Here is a 16,893-nt window from a genome sequence, read left to right as displayed (position 1 = left end):
CTTTACTCAAATAAGCCATAAGCAAAATATTTCCCATCTTCCCATTTTAAGCGATTTGGATTACTGCATGAATGACCTATATCTCTTTGGGTGAACACCATATTTTTCACTGGAGATAATGGATTGAATGTTTTTGATTTAAATGCAAATATAAACAACTTATTACTTTGTCTAACAGCTCCATCTAGAGCTTTTACCATATCCCTTAGATCAGAATGAGGTGTATCTGAGATCGTATGCCTATCCTTCTTTTCAGCCTCCATTCTATTAACAAGACTATGAATAAAACCCGGACTATAAAAATAACTTAAGTCATAAAGTTTTTTTCTTTCTTTAACAGAATAATTAACCCTGTCACTATACTGACTTCCTTTTTCATCTTCTGTACTTTCTACCCATACTACAATAATATTGCACTCTACATTTTTAATATTTTTCCTAAAGCACACTATCTTATTGTTACTTGATGCATGCAATATATGATTATTAAACCCTTTAACATTCTCATATATAACCGAGAAAAAATCTATCCAACCCCATCTATTTTTAAGAGACTCTACAAGAATAGAAGCCGATTTCTGCTTTTCATTTGGCTCAATATTATTCAATGCCTCTGTTTCAAAATAACTACAGATATATTTTCTAGAGTCGTCTTTGCAAGATTTAAGTGCAGCAAACCACTCTTCATTAAGAATATCAATCGTTGGGATATAGTGGTCTGATGAATTATTATGAGCGGCCTCTAGCAAAGGTGTTAACTCTAACTTTTCTATTTGACTTTCTATACTCATATTCACATCCAGCTTAGAAAAAACATTTTTTCCATGGCAAGATCTAAGTATAGAAACCACAATGTCAACCAAATATGCCTCTTGCAACACACTATAAACTTTCATCCCGATACCATTGATTGTGTCAGCGTTACCATAAGATGTTGCAAGAATACTTTTGAAAATTTTATTACCTGTACTACTTGTATTGATAGTCGAATTAATCTCTTGAACAGAGGTTCGTATCGACTGCAAATTAATTTCCATTATATTTCTTAATGCAAACTCCCTCTCAAGCTTATTTTTTGCCTTTCTGAGAGTATCAACCGCAGTGTACGCAGAGCTGATATTAGCTATTGCAGAAGAAAGAGTTTGTTTGGCAGCAACCTCAGAAATATAGTTTTCAGTTCTATCAAACCTATTAATCATAAGGGTTTGAAGTCTGTCTATTTTCCCACTGAGCACAGAAATTTCTTTCAATATTCTGTCCGTATCACTTTCCTGCCCTAACTCCATGAAAAATGTAATAATACTAATTGCTGTACCTACCCCCTTCATAGCAGTTACTATCTTGCTCAGCGCCCCAGGCTTAAGCGCCTTAACTGCTTTCTCTATATCTGTACACTTACTTAACAACTGCGTTGACAGCTCAGCATTATGATCTATAGCTTTTGATGCAGAAGACAATGTAGTCATTTCAATTTCAATCATGCCAACACCTTTATATTAAAATACAACTTTCACTTAATAAGTTAAATAGAACCAAAAATAAATAAAAAACCCTGCATTGTAGAACAGCATTTCTATGGAAAAACATACAAAAAAACACTAGTTTACTTGCCAAAAATATATTTGGGATAATTATCAAACTGCTCTTAAAACTACATATTATTTGTTTGCATAACAACTAGTAAAAACCCTAGGTATTTGAGTGGTTTCACTAAGAACTTAAGCCGCCTGTGTGGCGGTGAACGGCTCTGCTTTAAGTATCGAATTTCATCGTAATTTCTAAGCCGCCTGTGTGGCGGTGAACATGATCAGTGGACTGTAGAGCGCGGACATGAATTTCTAAGCCGCCTGTGTGGCGGTGAACTCAACCTTATTTTTTATTGAAAACTTCTTTATTTTCTAAGCCGCCTGTGTGGCGGTGAACTAGTATTCGTTGCGGTGCTTTGAAATACTGTATTTCTAAGCCGCCTGTGTGGCGGTGAACGGTGCGTAACTGAGCCAGTTGAAACCATAATCTTTCTAAGCCGCCTGTGTGGCGGTGAACTTCAAGCGCAGCGCCCAGCTTTAAAATCATCTTTTCTAAGCCGCCTGTGTGGCGGTGAACGTTATTGATCACTTGTTGTTTAGCTGCATCAGGTTTCTAAGCCGCCTGTGTGGCGGTGAACGACAAGCTGCAACCGACAGCCGACAGGTTGATTTTCTAAGCCGCCTGTGTGGCGGTGAACAGGATAGTATAGATAACAAAAAAGGTATTATATTTCTAAGCCGCCTGTGTGGCGGTGAACCCTGCTACTGAATATCCGTTCAACTACATTAATTTCTAAGCCGCCTGTGTGGCGGTGAACAACCTCTGCTATAAGTGCCAGCGCTCCATGCTTTTCTAAGCCGCCTGTGTGGCGGTGAACGTGAAAGGCTGCGTTACCCGGGCGATCCAAGATTTCTAAGCCGCCTGTGTGGCGGTGAACAACGGCTTTGATCTGTGAGCACGGCGAGAGTTTTTCTAAGCCGCCTGTGTGGCGGTGAACATAAAGAAGTAATTCGAGAATGGGATGCAAGCTTTCTAAGCCGCCTGTGTGGCGGTGAACCCGTTACTTTGTCTTATGTATGAGACTTTTCGTTTCTAAGCCGCCTGTGTGGCGGTGAACTTAGCCCCACCTTTGATTTGAGACAAGCAAGCTTTCTAAGCCGCCTGTGTGGCGGTGAACTTCTTTTTGTGACCTGCGGTCGTTCACATTAATTTCTAAGCCGCCTGTGTGGCGGTGAACTCTTTAGGCAACTTATTTCTATAAGTCGCAGATTTCTAAGCCGCCTGTGTGGCGGTGAACGCCTGATCAACTGGCGACATGAATCGGTCGGTTTTCTAAGCCGCCTGTGTGGCGGTGAACGATACAAAAGAAGTTTTTGAATGGTTTATGAATTTCTAAGCCGCCTGTGTGGCGGTGAACAGTTTTGAGCAGGTGGCATTATGGCTTTAATTTTTCTAAGCCGCCTGTGTGGCGGTGAACACCTAAAAATGTGTTTACTTTTGCTTTCTATGTTTCTAAGCCGCCTGTGTGGCGGTGAACGCTTTGCCCTGTAAGCTCGCTAACTTGAGATATTTCTAAGCCGCCTGTGTGGCGGTGAACTTGCAATCGCTTTGTATTGCTTGACTACAACGTTTCTAAGCCGCCTGTGTGGCGGTGAACGACTGCAAGAACTGATCGAAGACTATCTAAGCTTTCTAAGCCGCCTGTGTGGCGGTGAACTGAGGAAGAGAGAAGGCTGATAGCAGCCTTCATTTCTAAGCCGCCTGTGTGGCGGTGAACATCCGACACCGAACGACCTGAGCGCAAGAGCTTTTCTAAGCCGCCTGTGTGGCGGTGAACTGAATTTTCAGGCAATCCGAGCCGCTTTGATCTTTCTAAGCCGCCTGTGTGGCGGTGAACTTAGACAACAGCACTATGATGTTGATTTGCTTTTTCTAAGCCGCCTGTGTGGCGGTGAACGTTTTAGCCAAGTCGTTCCGTCGCCTACGTCATTTCTAAGCCGCCTGTGTGGCGGTGAACTCGGTGGCGTCGCAGAAAAATGGCTGGACTATTTTCTAAGCCGCCTGTGTGGCGGTGAACGGTTTTTTTTGTTTTCAATTTTAGTCAACTAGTTTCTAAGCCGCCTGTGTGGCGGTGAACTTATGAACATAGATATAGAAAAGATCAAATCTTTTCTAAGCCGCCTGTGTGGCGGTGAACTGTGCGTAGACAGCTAACCTGCGCGTACGGATTTTCTAAGCCGCCTGTGTGGCGGTGAACGAGCCGCGATACTTGCGCGGCCTTCTGGAGCATTTCTAAGCCGCCTGTGTGGCGGTGAACCCAAAGAGCTGGTGGCCATGTCTGATGCGCTCTTTCTAAGCCGCCTGTGTGGCGGTGAACTCACACAAGGTTGGTCTAATATTGTCGTCAATTTTCTAAGCCGCCTGTGTGGCGGTGAACAGTCTAGATAAATCAGACTTGGCCTGAGTTAATTTCTAAGCCGCCTGTGTGGCGGTGAACGAGACGCTGCACGACGGCAAACTAGAGCGACTTTTCTAAGCCGCCTGTGTGGCGGTGAACTTATCGCTAACGCTGCTCATCACACCGTTGTATTTCTAAGCCGCCTGTGTGGCGGTGAACAGCAGAAGTGAACATGTCTGCTGTAGGCTGTTTTTCTAAGCCGCCTGTGTGGCGGTGAACAAAACTGACTCAATGTCAGTCGGTAACATTCCTTTCTAAGCCGCCTGTGTGGCGGTGAACTTGTTTCGGTTTGCACTTTGGTTCGCTTGGTGTTTCTAAGCCGCCTGTGTGGCGGTGAACAACGCGCAGCGTGATGCGCTTTACTTCGTGCTTTTCTAAGCCGCCTGTGTGGCGGTGAACGCACAGAGTTTATATTTCGTGGCTTGCGTCATTTTCTAAGCCGCCTGTGTGGCGGTGAACGCGGTTTGACGGCTCAAGCTTGGCAAGCTCTATTTCTAAGCCGCCTGTGTGGCGGTGAACTGTCGCGCCAATCTCCGATTACTTCGCCTTCTTTTCTAAGCCGCCTGTGTGGCGGTGAACCTTACGTGATGAAAACACCGGAGCACACAATCTTTCTAAGCCGCCTGTGTGGCGGTGAACGCTTCTGGTATGCAGATGTTACTTATTTATGTTTTCTAAGCCGCCTGTGTGGCGGTGAACGGAATGGTCTGGAAGTCTAATGCACTGATTGATTTCTAAGCCGCCTGTGTGGCGGTGAACCCGGAGCTAATAACAATGTTACAGCTCTCGCATTTCTAAGCCGCCTGTGTGGCGGTGAACAGTAAGAATTTACCATAAAAAATAGTTACAACAAGCTGTTAGATAAAAATATCGAAAAATACCTTTATTTTTAGCCGTGTTGTAACTATCTGTTTTTATTTATTATTTTTAAAGAGCTAATTTTTAGGTCAAAAGTTAGGTACTGTTGCGATATTGTCGCCCTTCGCTGCACTTAACCCGTAACAGTTAAAAAGCCCCTGATTTGCTGCATTCACCTCTACCTTTTCGATAAAAAGCGGAAACTTGGCAGAACCTTCTGGGTTGCTTGCTTTGGTTTGTAAGCTTTCCATCCAGATAAAAGCGTTGCTTGAGTGGGGAAAAGGTTTGGTTTTTGCAAGCTGTTGCAAGCATTCCTCCACTGTTTGCCCAGACTTTTCTGCCCAGCGTTTAGCCTTAGACGCCATATCTTGATCTATACGGGTCTGTCCTTTTACTCGCTGACGCACAAAAGCGATATGAGGCACGTCCTCAGGCACTGGCTGAATCGACTTAAGATGGGTGTAATCTTCAAATCGAGCCAGAAAGCCCGCCAGATTAAGCTTTTCCAGTTGCGCTTTTTCTTTAGCCAACACTCGTAGCTTATTGCCCAACGGGAAGCCCTTGCCGCCATAAGCTGGAAAGCTAACCGCAATGACACTGTGGTGTTGATCTACTTTATTTTCAACCAGAGCAATATGCACTTGCTGATAGATTTTTTGCCAGAGAAAACCCAGTGCAATATCAGTGTCGGGTAACAACGTGATGTCTTGGTAGTAGTTCATAGTTAACGCCTACTTGTCGCTTTCACCGAAGACGCCACCACGTATCAGAATGGCCATCACGTAATGCTCATCTTCAACTCGTGGTAATGCTTCACCACGTGCCCATTTATCAAAGTGGGTATAAAAGTCCTGCTTCTCTTTTGGTGTACGAAAAGCTGTGCCCAAGTTGGTCACTGCGCCATAGGGTTCAATGGCGATAGGTCCAGCAGAAACGGTTTCATCGTCAAAAGCGGGATACCAAGTATCAATAGAGCGCAGCGCATTGCCAATTTTTTGTGAGTGCATCGCGGCATATCCCTGTACCTGATACAGCACTTTACTCTTTTTACTTTTGCCTTTGTCTAACACCAGCTCTTCCGATGGATAGACCTCTTGCGCTTTACCCAACTGAGCGTAGGTGGTGATTTCTAGTATTAAATAACTATCACCACCAGACAGTGCTTGGGCAATCTGATTACTTAACTCCTGAAGTTGTTGATCACCATAATCAAAGTGACGGGTACTGTAACTTGCGGCATTGAATGTCCAGCTTTGCTCCTGACCTTTGTTGAGCGCTTTTACCTGAACCTCAATTTGTTCTGCACCTACTCGGTTGCGCCATAAAAATCGAGCGTTGGCAATATTGATTGCATAGCGACGCGCCAGTTCTTTAAAGCCCTCTTTTTCAATGTAGGCTCTTGCAGCTTGCTGATAGCTAGCTTTGAAAATGGCATTATTGCAGGCCGATGGGGTTTCAACACCACCTAGCACTTTCAGCGTGAAGTAATGTTTCAACGTATCCTGATCGGTGCCCAATGCACAGGCATCTACTGTTTGCAGGTTGGGTTTCTCCACTTCTGCATCCAGTTTGGCCGGATCATTTTTAACGGCTGTTTTTAGACGGTTCGAAATGGTGCCACGCACTGATTTCTCTTGTAGAGCCAAAGGCATGCAAGTTTCTTTATTCGCCCATGTGGTGCCATAAAAGTAACCATCTGATGGAACCAGTTTTTTCTCAAATGCCAGCACTGATGCAATATCGTTTGTTTTAGCCATGTTATTTCTCCATTTTCCTTAATCTGGCTTAGTAAAAGCCATCGTTATCGATTTCTGTAGTTTGAATTTGTTGACATAGGTAAAGGTTGTGGCTGAGGTCGGCGTGGTAGTGCCATAAAACTTCATCAAGCTGTTTAATCCGGTGCGCCATACGAAACTCACCAAGGGTAACAATGCTTTCAGCAAATCGATGAGGTAGGTCTGAATCGCGCTGATTCTTGGCCTGACCCAACTCACTAATACCCTGAAAACCTGTTGCAATAGGCACAATCCAGCCGGGCTTTTTACCGTTACTGTCAACCTTACGTTGGCTTTTCCAATGGATATTGCCGTCATCATCCTGTGTACAGGTATGGTGCACTGTCAGGTATTCCAGTATCCCGTCTAGTGCATCAAGGCCTTGTTCCATTTCGTGTTGAAGCAGCTCACGCCGTTCAATCAAGGCAAACCCGGGCATAAATGAGCGCATCAGTTTGCTTTGAGCTTGCTCATCACTATCATCTAACACTTGCAACATGGGGAGGTTGAAGCGTTGTAGATCACCACCCGCCACTTTCATTCGCATCAACTGCTGCGAAACAGCAACCGAAAAATCAGGCTGGTTCATTAGGTCTTGAGTGTGTTCATTAGCCTGATATTCAATTAACAAAGAAACGTCCAGATGGCAGCGAGCCTCTTCGATGAAAGCGGATCGATTGCCCTCTTTATCTAAAGGGTTACCTGTGCCGATAATAGAATGTACAAAATCTCCCGGCCCCTGATAGGTTTGCAGATCACATTGATGGCTGATAACCCCTGTTGCGATCAGTTGTAGAGATGGATAGCAGGCTGTTAAGTTACGCTGCAAGGCGTGGACAAACCCCAACCAAGCGGTCATAGCAGGGAAGCCGATGGTAAAAGGGCTGGACAGTGCATTAGCGTTATGCACCTTTAAGTGCGGTAACACTAAAAAACGACGAGTACTCATAACAGAGCCTCCTTGTTCTGTTCAATTATTCGAGCAAAAGCCATATATTCAGTGTCACCAAGCACAATCGCAGAATTACCTATCACGCGTTTATAACAAGCATAAAAGTAGCGAGTAGCCTCTTGAGTCAGTTCATTCAACCACCCCTGACTTTCCAGCCGTTCCTGCTCATATTCAGGGAGCAGCCATGTTTTCTGATAGCTGGGCAATGTCTCTGGTCTACTGTGAGTTTGCTCAGCAAATGCCTTACGCACTTGCCACATTTTCAGAATAAGGTGATCAAGATATTCCTGAATACGATAATCTCGACCTTTACGAATATTAAGATTGTTATAGTCAGCACTCATCAAACGGTGAAACGCTTGAAAGGTTTCCTGTAGTTGCTTCGGATAAAGCGTATCACCAAAGAAATTGTGGCTAGGTAAGCGAACACTTCTAGGTGACAGCTCAGGTGGCATAGAAAGTAACAGATGCGCTTTTCCCGCATTCTGATTGTTCAGTACGCTGATATTCTGCGGTTTGGTGCCACCGTAGCCGATGGTCGTCAGGTTGTAGATCTCTTGATAGCTCCTTTCAGAAAAATGATTATGCTTTCTAAGTTCTCGAGCAGATTTAGTTTCTTCTGAGAAGCGCAGATGATCTAACCGTTTGCGCATCTCAAACAGATGACCAGAATGACTCAGGATAGAGAGTAAATGGTAACTTGCAGATCCATCACTGACGGGAAAATAAACTTGTTTAATTTTAGAGCTGGTGACAACTTCATGGCTTGCTGAAACCATTGCAAGCAAACCCTCTTTTAAGTCCTCGACATTACCCGCAGCAGCTAAAAGGTTCACCGCCAGATCAGAGTTTTTCTGTAGGTGCTCTAATAAAGTGCTGCCATCATGCATCACCAGTGTTAAAAACTTATGGACATCCAATGCTGCGGCATTGCCCAATGCATCTGGCTCAACCTTTAGATTGCCACTACGAAAAAAACCATCTGCCTTATAGTCAGCCTGTGCAAGTACAGAGCTGACATAGCCATTTTTATTTTTACGCGCACTAGGGTGACTAAAAGTGCAAGGGTGCGTAGACAGCGAAATCTGCCCCGCACGTTTTGCAGCATTCGGTAGCCAGTTCTTGAGGGCAAAAACTTCCTCACACTCTAACTCTGCATTTCTGACTTCTTCCTCGGTCATTGTGGCTTTCAGATTTTTCTTTAACCAACCTGCTTTGCGTTCTGCAAAGAAGGCTTCTATTGCTGGATCTGACATAGTGTTCTCCTAATATCCTTTACACGTTATCTGCTCTAAGCAACCCCAGCTGATCGTTATAGCGATAGCGGTTACCGTCTTTATGAAAACTTAGGCTCAATTCGCCCAGTTGCTTTGATCTGTACTCTAAATCGCCCCCTAACTGTTCACATTGTTCAGCAACCAACGCTTCATAATCCCTTTGAAGCCAAAGGCGAGCGCTTCTCTCAGTGCTCAGTGGTTGATGCTGAATACCTAAGGTTTTTTCGATAGTGACCCAACCGCTACGTTGGTCATAAATCTTGAATACCACACCGCCACGATCATCTATCACTCGATAAAGATTGAGGCTGGGCGCGCTGTTACGGAAGCGGTTGAACTGCTGTGGCAATGCAGTCATCCACCAATAATCATCGGTATAACCCCAAATATTTTTTGGACTGCCAGCAGGGTTTTCCCCTTTGGCTTCACCTGTGAGGTAATGACATCCCAAGGTACGACTGATCACAAAGTGCTCTAGTGCAGCCAGCTTTTTAGAAGGTGCTGCCGTGTCTTTCATAATTCGAGGCACTGCATCAACACCGTTCAGCATGACCTTAACGTCCAGCACATCATCCATAGATTTAGAGGGGGTTAACTGCCACCTACCCTGTTCATAACCAGGGCGGCTAAAAACATCTTTACTCTCTCCGCGATAGCCTTTTAGGTTGTATTGCATTAACGCCATATTGGGCGCTTCGTTTTCAGCCGCAGCACGATGACGCCGCACTCGACCTGCTAGCTGAATAATTGAGCGATATGAAGATGGCTCCACTACTGCCCAATCAAAATCATGATCACGCCCCACTTCTTCGACGGGCGTTGCGACTAAAATAAAAATTAAATTTTGATTATCACAGCTATCAATATGTTGGCGGATTAACGGGTTATAGAAAGCGCCTTTTGGATCATTCACAGGAATTTTGCGCTTCAGTACCTGATCCAAATGTTGCTCTTGAGCATGACGTAACAGCAGCACCTGTTGGCTGTGATAAGCCATCACGCGCACTTGTATATGCTCTGGCCATTCGGCATCTAATAAATATTCTGTCAACTCAACACAGGGCTTGATATTGGCGCAGCGCACCACACCAAAAGAAATTTTGCGTCCGGTCTGACTATCCTGTTCATGATGTTGCTGATGTTTATCAATAATGCCTTTCTGTACCACTGAGAAAAAACTGCGCTCAAAAGAGCCAACGCTACTTTTATCAGGCAGTGTCAGAATATCAGCCCTGCGTTTAACAGGTTGGTGACTCAAATTTGTGACACGTTTTTCAACAAAACTCTGATGTGCAGCCTGATATCTGCTTACGGCTAGATCGCTCTGATTGATCGTAACTAGCTCTGTTTTAAACTCGTCCACCCAGCCTGAGGCTATTTGAGTATTCTGATAACGGCTGGTAGCAAAAAGCGCCCAACCTTTTTGGTAGGCGGTAAAATAGCCCAAGGCAAGATCTGGAGGGATAGTGGCAGAGGAGATCATCACTTTCCGCCCCAACATCCCTGCTAAATAAATCAGGCGGCCAATGGCGACTAGATCCTCTCCTGTAAAATCATCAATCTCATCAATGACCAGATCTGATGACATTAAGCGTAAGCTAGGCAAAATATAACGACCACCTCGGGTGGTTTCTGTTGCACCCATAACATGGTCAATGGTGCAGGCTAATACTGGTGCGTACAGCAATGCCCGCTCTTTTGCACCGGTTAGTACCGTGGTTAGCTCTTCTTCCGGCAATAGGTTTTGCCAGTGTTCATCGCCACTACACCAGTCGATTTGCTCTTCTGGATCTAAAAGTGGTTGCGTTGATTCAGAACCCGAGTCTTCTTCGTTTAATGACTGCTCGTCTTTATCATGAGCAACCGATGAACCTTGATGCAGCTCCAAAATCGCTTTCGATCCAATCAACACTGCTAGCTCATCATCTTTAAGGCCGATACGTTCCCGGTATTCATCACCCGTCTGTAGCGTCAGTGTTCTCAACCCTAATGCCAGAATAAAACGCAGGCTTTGTTGGTCTGGTGAAAGCGCCTGCATAATTTTGGCGTTAGCCAAGGTTTTTCCTCGCCCAGTACTGGCCATATTAACGATAAAATAGCCGCTGACTTTATCTTCTGTTTTTTTCCTGTAGTTCTCGAGAACTGTTACCGCTTTATCCTGCCAGCCAAACTGACTTTTCAGCTCCTCTGATAAACCTTTTTTCGGTGCAAGCTCCGCCACATCCTGCGCCACAGGAGGCTGAGTCTCAAAATCTGGTAGATAACAACAGGTTTTAACGGCTGCTTCAGCCACTTTGACCAGATGCTCATCCAGTTTCTGTTTTAGTTGCCGTTGGTGATCTTGATCCAACCCAGTATTGGCATACAAATCAACAGGAGAGTCCCAAGCTTTATCCTGCTCTTTTGAGGAATAATAGTGGTCGCCCAACATCAGGCACAGGCGAGCATGATGAGCAATAGTGCGCCAGCTACCATCTTTAACCGCTGCCGAAAACAGAGGGAGCTGCTCACTTAGTTGGCGAGCACGGTTGCTAAGCTCCTCCCTCCATTTGGAAGAGTCACTTAACAAGCCCTTCTGGAAAACAAAACAATCTGGCAGACGTTTCTGAAACTCATCATCGTCAAAACGGTTTTCATAGCCCCATTGCTGAGTTATCCGCTTGAGTAACTGCTGAGGTGAGTCATTGGTTTTATCGCCATATGCCGCGTTCTCTTTTGGCTTTGGCAACCTGTGATGAGACAATACCAACCAAAGCACTAGACTTGCCGCGTCTGGCAAATCAGAAAACGGCTGAAGTAGATCTTTTTGCGCTGATAAAAAAGCCTTCAATTGGCTTTCATCTAAGCTCTGTTCAATTAGAGGTTTTAACCAGCTTTGATCCTGCTCCGGTTGTTCACAGGAACGGATCAGTGACATCAGCAATAAACTGGAGATCCATTCATGGCGTAGCGGATCACCTTTAAATTTATTATTCGACTTAGGCTTCAGCTTATCTTGAAACAACTTAGTGGCTTTGCCCCAATCATGCAGTAGCGCCGCTAGTCCGGTGAAGGTTTTGATTAACGGCAAGTAGCGCCAATTGTCTGCATTATCGTTACTGGGTAGATCTTGTTCGGTTCTATTCACAGGCACTACGCCCTCGCTATTAAATTTCTTTCTATTACCCACCACCCAAAGCAACTGGCTTCTTGACCGTGACCGTATCCAGTGACAGCTCACGGCGGTGCTTTTACTGGCGGTTTGGCGCAGCATTTTTTTGACGGTTAGCAGGCCATCTTCAGTTATTAAAGTTTGCCAAGTGTTGTCGCCGATCCGGTTGGCGAAGGCGTCCAGCACGCGGCGAGTTCTGGGTAGGGCTTTTTTCTCACATTGTGAGACGAAGGTGACCATCATAGTTGCTGTGCCTCTATTGCTTCTGCTGAGTGGTTTTGCAGGGCAATGGCTTTGACGGTATCAAACATAAAATCCAACGCTTTATGGTCGGTAAAGGCTTGCAATACCTGCTGGCGGAACTCTTGCTCGGTGGCATTTTCTTTGGCACAGATAAAGGCCCAAGGCAGTACAAGGGCGTCTTTAATCAAATCCGCCACATCAAACACCAAAGCGCCACGTCGAGTTTTGCCGTGCATGACGGCAAAACCGTGGGGGATGCCCAGTACCCATAAACAACTGGCCGCCAAGCCATAGGCAAGGTAGTTGCCGTGGTTTAAAAAGTTGTTGGCTTTGTCCTGTGATTGATGTTGGCGGCTAAAATGACTTAGCTGGGTGTTGTTCGCTGCGTATTTGTACAGCGCCTTGGTCAGTTGGGCTTCTGTTAGCAACAGCTCAGAGGACTGGGTTGCGGCATCGGTGCGGGTGTGGAAGGTTGCTAAGGCTTTTTCAATCTCAGGGGTGTTAATTTGAAAGCCTTCTTGCTTTAAATCACGGTCTTTTTGCCAGACGGTTTGCAGGTATTGAATACGTGCGTTCTGAAAATATTTGGCAGCGGCAAGGCGCTTTTCATCTTCAAACCAGAACTGCATCCAACCTTGTAGATATTCTGTAGGGCGGTATTCACTTTGCGGGGTTAGCCACTCAACCTCGCAGGCCATGTAGAGAGGTGTACCACCACCGCCACAAAAGCCCACTAATACGCCTGCTTGTGCCAGCATTCGCATAGCCGCCTGTGTAATTGAGGTGCCGTTACCTAATAGCAGTACGGTGGTATTGGCGATGGGAATATTAAAATAGAGGTTTTCTTTTTGTGCTTCAGTGAGATACAACACGCGACCATCTTTTTGCATCACACGGCAATATTCAAGGTAATACAGGTTGGCACGCTTGGAGTGCAGAATGGTTTTAAGATCTGAAGGTGAAAAGTCGTCCATCACATATTCCTTTATATTCGTTGCAGGTCATCCTATGCACCTGATTTTATTTGCCAATACTGTGGTTTCACTCAGGTAAAATAACTTTACCGATTCTGGCTAATTCGAGACTTAATCACCAAACAACCAAGGTTTGATGTCATTTTTATTGACCAGTACCAGTTGCTGCGCTTCTGGGGTGCCTTCTAAAAACTTAGTATTCACTTGCATCTCTTTTAAAAGGTATTGCGCTAAGGCCGCTCGGGTTTTGATTAACAGTTGGCCGCCCTCCATTTGGTAATCCTGTGCCAGCACCTCTTGTTGGGCTGCGGTTAATCTAGGATCAGGGGCAAAAATAAGGGTGATTGGTGTTTGCCATGCAAGGTCATCCTCCACGGGATGATGTGAAGCCCCTAAACACTCTGCCTCACCTCTGAAGCGGCTCAGCACAAGGTCTCGATAACCCGCTGATTTTTCGCAATAGCCCCTCACATGCCAACGTAAGCCCGTTTTGATAAAGCTGTGGGGGTGAAAAATGCGGCCATCTTGTTCAGGGTTTGACAGTGAAACGTAACCCACTTCAATGCGGTGTTTGTTTTTAATCGCGTCTGTTAGTGTGGCGATAGTATGGCGACAAACCTGCCGTGTTGGCAAAACAAGGGCATGGGCAATAGGTTGTGATGAGCGGTTGACGGCTGCGCTGAAGTTCTGCGTGAGTAGCCAATCAAGATAGGGTTCAACTTCACCGGAAAAGTGATGTAGTAGAGCATCTGTACTGAAGGAATAACGTTTGTCTTGAGCTTGTACCAGTTGATTAGGATAAAGCTGCTGGTAATTCTTTAAGTCGTTATAAGCCTGCTGTCGGGTAATTTCAAACTGCTGTATTAAGTCGCTATTTCGAATAGAAGATTGCCAATAACACAGCATTTCTATAAAAGCATAGCGTTCAAAAGTATTGGCCGTTGCCATTAATCATCCTTGGTCAATTCAATTATTTAGTTGAGCATAACGACTAGGATAATTTGTACAATATAAACTTTCGTTCGGCCTGATCTATCAGGTTGCAGGTCACTATCAACACAATGATTTTAATAGAACTAGTAGAACTTTTATTAAGCATCTACTAGTTCTGAGCAGGTCTACCTTCAGCTTTACAAACAGAGCTTATGGAGCAAATATCCTGAGCGCTTTATAACTAAAACCCTCCAGCATGAGAGTCCCTTACTGTTTTTATCGATGGGGAAATATTTGTAAAAAACGTCTGTTATAAGTGCTTATTTGGGTTAAAACTATCGTTTTGTTGTCACCAAACCGCTCGCAAATAGCACTCCAAAACTAATCAAGGTAATACCCAGCAAAACACTACTGCTTAGTAGTTCACCTAACCAAACCAGCGCAATAGCAGAAGCTGCTACAGGTGTTAATGAGCCTATAGCAGACGTCATTTCTGCACCTAGCTTTGAAATAGCAAAGGCAAATAAGAAGCTTGAAGCCAAGCCCGCAGCAATACCTTGCGTCAACATTTGAGCAACCAACTCAGTGGTTGATACATCAGACCATCCTAGTGCTGGCTGCATAGTAAGGCCATAGCAGATTAAAACTAGAGCCGTTGGCAGTGTTACAACAGAGGCTGCAATAAGTGGTTTTAAACCACACTGGCGCAATGAAATTGCAAATAGCGCCCAAAACAAACTCGCCAACAAAAACACCATTTGAGCTTTCAAGTTACCATCACCTAATACAGAGTTGGCAACAAAAGCGAACACTCCTGATGCAATCAACAACAGCCCAAGAAGCCGCCATTTAGACAAAGGTTGCTTAAAAACAAGCACCGCTAAACCGGTTACAAACAAAGGGGCTACCCCTGGAATCAATGTACTACCTTCAGCAACTTGGCCTGTCTGCATCCCCCATGCACCCAGTAGGAAAAAGGGTAAACCGCCTCCTACTAACAATCCCACTAAATAAAGTTTAGGTACTTGTGCAATTTTATTTAAATTGCGGAAAAACAGGGGCGCTAAAATAAGCCCTGGAATTGCAAAACGAAATAGTGCAATTTCATAAGTAGTCAACGCAGAATGTGCACCAAAGCGCAAAGATAGAAAATAACTTGACCATATCAATACCGTCAGCAATGCAGCGCCTATGCCCAATAGCTTAACTTTAGGGTTAACTATCATATGCTGAACATGCAATACAGAAGGGCTGGGAGGCTGAGAGGAGAAGCTCGACATAATATTAAACTCTGAGGTGGTAACAGAGCCTATTATGGCTAATCGGCGCTAACTTTTTTGCTCAAAAATCAAACTGATTATCAGCGAATTTAACTTAATTCACTACAAATAAAGAAATATAGCAATTTAATCACCATGAATTCTCTGCTGCTTGCTTTTCATACACCAATAACAACATAGCAACACACTGAAACTATTTTCTAAAGCAGAGCGCTAACTTACCATTGGGCACGAACAAAGCCTAAACACTACTCCAACCTTGGGAAAAAAATGAACAAAGCACATTGGGATATTTTCTGTCAGGTGATCGACAACTATGGTGATATCGGTGTCTGTTGGCGTTTGGCTCGTCAGTTAGCGGCAGAATATCCTGTGAAAGTACGGCTGTGGGTCGACGAACTGGCAGCGTTAAAACAGATTTGGCCTGAGACTCAGTTGCAAAGCCAACAATACTTGGAGCAAGTCGAGGTTTGTGTTTGGAGCGAAAACTTTCCAGCAGAGGTTAAACCTGCAGATGTGGTAATTGAGGCATTTGCCTGTGAGTTGCCCACCACTTATCTGGCTGCTATGCAGGTAAAAGCACAGCCCTCAGTCTGGCTAAATTTAGAATATCTGAGCGCAGAGGATTGGGTTGAAGGTTGCCATAAAATGCTCTCGATGCACCCTAGTACAGGCATGAATAAAACCTTTTTCTTTCCTGGCTTTACTGAAAAGACAGGCGGCATATTACGAGAGAAAACACTGCTTGAACACCGCGCAGCATTTCAGGGTGACTACTCAAAACAAGATGCCTTCTTTTCACAGCTGGGTTTAGATCAAGTCAACCAGCGAACAAAAGAAACATTGCTGGTATCTTTATTTGCTTATGAAAACACCGCGGTGGCCTCATTAATTCACACATGGCAACAATCAAAAACACCAGTTATGTGCCTTGTACCTTTTGGCAAAATTCTAACCAGCCTTAATCCTCTATTGAATAAGCCTCTTGAAGTAGGTCAAGCGCAACAAATAGGTGCACTCACGTTAATCGCGATACCTTTTGTCAGCCAACAAGAGTATGACCATTTGCTATGGGCCTGTGACCTTAACTTTATTCGCGGTGAGGATTCATTCGTGCGCGCACAATGGGCTGCAAAACCTATGGTCTGGCATATTTACCCTCAAGATGAGGATTACCATATGGTTAAGTTGAATGCCTTCCTAGCCCATTACCTCGCAAAGACAGAACCTATGCTTCAATCTGCTTTGTCTAATCTTTGGCAGGTTTGGAATCAAGGTGGCGATGTCAGTGAACATTGGCAAACTTGTCTTAAATTATGGCCGCAATGGCAGCGGCAAAGCCAAAGCTGGTGCAAGCAATTGTCGCAGCAGAATGATTTGTCAAGCCAGCTCTTCGACTTTTGTCAAAAAAGAGCTACTGAAAAAGGCTAAAAAACAGTATATTATTGCGCCAATTTTAACCGTA

Annotated in this window: 10 protein-coding genes and 1 CRISPR repeat array; of the genes, 1 reads left to right on the top strand and 9 read right to left on the bottom strand. The window is 44.6% G+C overall.

The annotated features are described in order from the left end of the window. Positions 1 to 2: 2 nt before the first annotated feature. The 9 genes from B5D26_RS06630 to B5D26_RS06590 form a co-directional block, all read right to left on the bottom strand. Positions 3 to 1,481, bottom strand: coding sequence for a hypothetical protein (locus tag B5D26_RS06630; protein WP_078744951.1), 1,479 nt, complete (start codon positions 1,479 to 1,481; stop codon positions 3 to 5). A gap of 234 nt (positions 1,482 to 1,715) precedes the next feature. Continuing rightward, a CRISPR array of direct repeats spans positions 1,716 to 4,804; the repeat unit is 28 nt; unit sequence TTTCTAAGCCGCCTGTGTGGCGGTGAAC. 128 nt (positions 4,805 to 4,932) lie between these two features. Continuing rightward, a complete protein-coding gene (cas6f, locus tag B5D26_RS06625; RefSeq protein ID WP_078744950.1) occupies positions 4,933 to 5,565 on the bottom strand; it encodes a type I-F CRISPR-associated endoribonuclease Cas6/Csy4 in 633 nt (210 codons plus the stop codon). A gap of 9 nt (positions 5,566 to 5,574) precedes the next feature. Next, positions 5,575 to 6,600, bottom strand: a complete 1,026-nt coding sequence (csy3, locus tag B5D26_RS06620) for a type I-F CRISPR-associated protein Csy3 (protein WP_078744949.1) — start codon at positions 6,598 to 6,600, stop codon at positions 5,575 to 5,577. 28 nt (positions 6,601 to 6,628) lie between these two features. Continuing rightward, the gene (gene csy2, locus B5D26_RS06615; RefSeq protein WP_078744948.1) at positions 6,629 to 7,567 is read right to left on the bottom strand and encodes a type I-F CRISPR-associated protein Csy2; all 939 of its coding nucleotides are present in this window, start codon (positions 7,565 to 7,567) and stop codon (positions 6,629 to 6,631) included. Next, positions 7,564 to 8,826 (bottom strand): type I-F CRISPR-associated protein Csy1, encoded by a 1,263-nt coding sequence (gene csy1 / locus B5D26_RS06610; RefSeq protein WP_078744947.1) that lies wholly within the window; start codon positions 8,824 to 8,826, stop codon positions 7,564 to 7,566. Before csy1 ends, csy2 begins: the two co-directional genes overlap by 4 nt. A gap of 19 nt (positions 8,827 to 8,845) precedes the next feature. Beyond that, on the bottom strand, positions 8,846 to 12,241 hold the full coding sequence (gene cas3f / locus B5D26_RS06605; RefSeq protein ID WP_078744946.1) for a type I-F CRISPR-associated helicase Cas3f: 3,396 nt from the start codon (positions 12,239 to 12,241) through the stop codon (positions 8,846 to 8,848). Continuing rightward, a complete protein-coding gene (cas1f, locus tag B5D26_RS06600) occupies positions 12,238 to 13,215 on the bottom strand; it encodes a type I-F CRISPR-associated endonuclease Cas1f (protein ID WP_078744945.1) in 978 nt (325 codons plus the stop codon). Before cas1f ends, cas3f begins: the two co-directional genes overlap by 4 nt. A gap of 111 nt (positions 13,216 to 13,326) precedes the next feature. Continuing rightward, positions 13,327 to 14,163: a BrxR family transcriptional regulator gene (locus B5D26_RS06595; RefSeq protein WP_200810628.1), complete on the bottom strand. Its 837-nt coding sequence runs from the start codon at positions 14,161 to 14,163 to the stop codon at positions 13,327 to 13,329. A 320-nt stretch (positions 14,164 to 14,483) separates the two neighbouring features. Continuing rightward, positions 14,484 to 15,428 carry a DMT family transporter gene (locus B5D26_RS06590; protein ID WP_078744944.1) on the bottom strand — a complete coding sequence of 315 codons (945 nt, stop codon included), beginning with the start codon at positions 15,426 to 15,428 and terminating at the stop codon, positions 14,484 to 14,486. 270 nt (positions 15,429 to 15,698) lie between these two features. On the opposite strand from B5D26_RS06590, the gene earP reads away from it, so the two are divergent. After that, positions 15,699 to 16,859, top strand: coding sequence for an elongation factor P maturation arginine rhamnosyltransferase EarP (gene earP, locus B5D26_RS06585; protein ID WP_078744943.1), 1,161 nt, complete (start codon positions 15,699 to 15,701; stop codon positions 16,857 to 16,859). Positions 16,860 to 16,893: the final 34 nt, after the last annotated feature.

Origin of the sequence: Oceanospirillum multiglobuliferum, assembly GCF_900167095.1 — a bacterium.
Taxonomy (GTDB): Bacteria; Pseudomonadota; Gammaproteobacteria; order Pseudomonadales; family Halomonadaceae; genus Oceanospirillum; species Oceanospirillum multiglobuliferum.
Note: the sequence above shows the minus strand (reverse complement) of the source record. Positions and strands in the feature narration are given on the sequence as shown.